The 3351-nt window shown below is 71.2% G+C and carries 6 protein-coding genes; 4 read left to right on the top strand and 2 right to left on the bottom strand.

Going from position 1 to position 3351, the window contains the following annotated elements; genetic code table 11:
* Nucleotides 1-45: 45 nt before the first annotated feature.
* Complete coding sequence (locus HMPREF3086_RS10065; protein ID WP_061227738.1) at nucleotides 46-450, bottom strand: ferritin-like domain-containing protein; 405 nt, start codon at nucleotides 448-450, stop codon at nucleotides 46-48.
* Nucleotides 447-920, bottom strand: coding sequence for a hypothetical protein (locus HMPREF3086_RS10060; RefSeq protein WP_063935039.1), 474 nt, complete (start codon nucleotides 918-920; stop codon nucleotides 447-449). The genes HMPREF3086_RS10065 and HMPREF3086_RS10060 overlap by 4 nt, the downstream gene beginning before the upstream one ends.
* 104 nt (nucleotides 921-1024) lie before the next feature.
* Here HMPREF3086_RS10060 and rimP point away from each other — a divergent pair, with 104 nt between their 5' ends.
* The 4 genes from rimP to HMPREF3086_RS10040 form a co-directional block, all read left to right on the top strand.
* Nucleotides 1025-1567 (top strand): ribosome maturation factor RimP, encoded by a 543-nt coding sequence (gene rimP / locus HMPREF3086_RS10055; protein ID WP_061227736.1) that lies wholly within the window; start codon nucleotides 1025-1027, stop codon nucleotides 1565-1567.
* A complete protein-coding gene (gene nusA / locus HMPREF3086_RS10050) occupies nucleotides 1564-2550 on the top strand; it encodes a transcription termination factor NusA (RefSeq protein WP_007632933.1) in 987 nt (328 codons plus the stop codon). Before rimP ends, nusA begins: the two co-directional genes overlap by 4 nt.
* Nucleotides 2551-2690: 140 nt before the next feature.
* Entirely contained in the window at nucleotides 2691-3074 is a 384-nt protein-coding gene (locus HMPREF3086_RS10045) for a YlxR family protein (RefSeq protein ID WP_082767599.1), read from the top strand.
* Between the two features lie 82 nt (nucleotides 3075-3156).
* Nucleotides 3157-3351: translation initiation factor IF-2 N-terminal domain-containing protein (locus HMPREF3086_RS10040; protein WP_141764055.1), on the top strand; the 195-nt coding region annotated here is incomplete at its 3' end.

The raw sequence follows: 3351 nt of genomic DNA, 5'->3' as shown, positions 1-3351 counted from the left end.
CAAACCCAACTGTAAAACTACTTCACACGCACGACACTAGGGCCGTCAGGCGGAGGGCGGGAACCCGGGCAACGCCTCGAAGGGGGCGCCCGGGACCAACGTCCTCCACCGCGCGAGCTGCACCGCCGCCGCGCTGAGGGCGTCCACGCAGAACCGGCGCATCTCCGGCGAGTCCGAACGGCCGAGCTCCACCCGCCACGCGTCACAGCAGTCCGACTCCAGTCGGATGGCCAGGAGGACCGGGGAGGACGGGGTCTCCGGTCCCACGAGGTACCCCACCGGCGCCGGCGGGGCTCCCGGCCACAGTCGTTCCGCTTCGTCGCGGCGGGCACGGTGGGCGGCCAGTTCGCGCCGGACGGCCGCGCGGATACTCGCGTCGGCGCGGGAGAGGACGAGTCCGTACCCGTAGACCGCGGCGTCCTCCGCCGCCAGTCCCACGGCCCGGCTCATGCGAGCACCACCTCGGCGGCGGCCGTGCACGCCGCGGAGACGGCACCGGCGATCTCGGCGCGGGCCCCGTCGATCTCCGCCGCGACGTCCGCGGCCAGCGCCGCGTCCGCACGCAACCTGGCCCGAACCTCGTCGACGGGCGGGCACACCGGAGGCGGGGCCGGTGTCGCCGGCTGCTCCTCGCCCTCGCCCTCGTCCGCGGTGTCCGCCAGTCCCGCGAGCGCGTCGGCGTGCATCCGACGGGCGTCGGCGATCCGGCGCAACGCGCCGACGCGGTCCCCGTGGGTGGCGTCCGCAGCCGCCAACTCGCGGGCGTCGCGGGTGGCAGCGTCGATCAACGGGATCAGCGGGTCCGGACGGTCGACGACCGCGGGCAGCGCGCAGCCGCCGGCGACCGCGAACCCGGTGACGCAGACGGCCGCGCCCACGAATCGACGGCGGGAGAGGACCACGGGGGCGGAATGGGGCACTCCGACATCCTGCCAGGGCTCGGAGGTGGGGGCGTCGAGGCGGTACAGTGATGCGGCCCGTCCGCGTCCCGGACGGGTTCCCCGGCCCGCACTCCAGGAGCACAGTGATCGTCCCCGAGCCCGACAGGGCCCACATTCTCAGAGCGGTATCCGACCGCGGCCTCGATCTCGAGGACATCCGGGAGGACGCCCGCTCGTCCGCCTGGCGCGTGACGATCGTCGTGGACGGGGACGCCGGGGTCTCACTCGACGACCTGGCCGATCTGTCGACCGACCTCGATCCCCTCGCCGAGGGATGGGGCGGGCCCGACCGACCGGTGACCCTCGAGGTGACCAGCCGTGGGGTCGACGCACCCCTCGAGCAGCCGAGGCACTGGCGTCGGGCCCGTGGGCGCCAGGTGGATATCACCTACGTACAGGGCGCGAAGGGCCCGGCCCGCGCACGGGTCGGCGACCTGGACGAGGGCGCGGGAGTGGTCCGTCTCGTGTCCGGAGCGCGGGAGAAGAAGGTGGAGCCGGTGGCGTTGGACCAGGTGGCCCACGCCGTGATCCGGGTCGAGTTCCGGCCCGCCCCGGAGGACGAGCTGGACCTGCTGTCGGAGCCGGGGGGCCCCGGTCGTGGCGCGCGAGAAGGAGAAGACCGTTGAACATCGACATGGCAGCGCTCAACATGCTGTCCCTGGAGCGCGAGATCCCGCTGGATGATCTGGTGCAGACGCTGGAAAACGCGCTTCTCACCGCCTACAAGCGAACCGACGGAGCGCACCGCGTGGCCCGGATCGCGCTGGACCGCAAGGCCGGCACCGTCGCCGTGTTGGCAGCAGAGGTCGACGAGGACGGCAACCGCATCGGCGAGTTCGACGTCACCCCCTCCGACTTCGGGCGGGTCGCGGCCGCGACCGCGCGGCAGATCATCCTGCAGCGCCTGCGTGAAGCGGAGACCGATCGCATCTACGGTGATCTCGTCACGCGCGAGGGTGAGGTCGTCAGCGGCGTCATCCAGTCCGATTCGCGGGCCAACGCCCGGGGCATCGTGGTGGTCCACATCGGTCCGGAGAACGGCGGCACCGAGGGCACGATCGCCCCGGCCGAGCAGGTGCCCGGCGAGAGCTACCGGCACGGCGACCGCATCAAGTGTCACGTGGTGGGTGTCCACAAGGGTCCGCACGGGGCCTCCGTGTCACTGTCCCGGACACACCCGGATCTCGTCCGTGGGCTCTTCGCCCTCGAGGTTCCCGAGATCGGCGACGGTTCGGTGCGTATCGCGGCGATCGCGAGGGAGGCCGGGCACCGCACGAAGATCGCGGTCGAGTCCACCGTCTCGGGTCTCAACGCCAAGGGCGCGTGCATCGGCCCGAACGGTGCCCGGGTCCGTGCCGTGATGGCGGAGCTGAACGGCGAGAAGATCGACATCGTCGACTACGACGACGACCCGACGGTGTTCGTCGGGAACGCCTTGTCGCCGGCCAAGGTGATCTCGGTCACCGTCGCCGACGAGCAGGCGAGGGCGGCCCGGGTGGTCGTGCCCGACTACCAGCTCTCGCTCGCGATCGGCAAGGAGGGGCAGAACGCCCGCCTCGCCCACCGCCTCACCCAGTGGCGGATCGACATCCACAGCGACGCGGAGTGAGGCCCGTCGGCCGCCGGTGCCACGCGGTCGGGCGCGCCGTTCGTGTCGACACGCCATCTTCTGTAGACTGATCAGTTGTCACAGTGACTTCACGTCCACCCGTCCCCACGGGTCGGGCGGCGAGAGACCGAGGTGGCCGTATGCCGGGTCGTCAAGACCAGCGGATCGATGCCGCCGAGGACGAGGGTCCCATTCGGACCTGCGTCGGTTGCCGTCGTCGGGATAACGACTCCCGGCTGCTGCGGATCGTCCACGATCCGCAGACGGCGTCGCTCTCGCCCGATCCGCGTAGGCGGGCGGTGGGACGAGGAGCCTGGGTGCACCACGATGAGCGGTGCATCGCGACAGCACTCGACCGCAAGGCCTTCATCAGGTCGCTGCGAGTCGCCGGGAACGTGTCCCAGGACGCGGTCTCGGAGGTGCTCGAGGCCCTGCGCCCCGCGCACGACACCACCCGTCGGCCGTTCGGCCCGGCGGGGGAGCACGAGAAAAGGAACGGACCAGACACGATGAGCACACCGTGAAGCTCCAGCGATGAACGTCCATCGAATGTAGACCGAGGTCGCGCGGCCAGCCCTGCCGTGAGACCTCGCAGTGAGGAGAGCAGTGGCAGGCAAGCCCCGGGTACACGAACTGGCCAAAGAGTTCGGTATCACCAGTAAAGAACTTCTGACGAAGCTCCGCGATCAGGGAGAATTCGTCAAGTCCGCGTCGTCGACGCTGGAGGCACCGGTCGTCCGGCGCCTGCGCGAGGCGCACGCACCGGCCGGAGGTGGCGACAACGCCGCACCGGCGTCCAAG

It is taken from the genome of Dietzia sp. HMSC21D01 (assembly GCF_001815995.1).
Lineage (GTDB): Bacteria > Actinomycetota > Actinomycetes > Mycobacteriales > Mycobacteriaceae > Dietzia > Dietzia cinnamea.
This window is presented reverse-complemented; position numbering and strand designations above follow the sequence as displayed.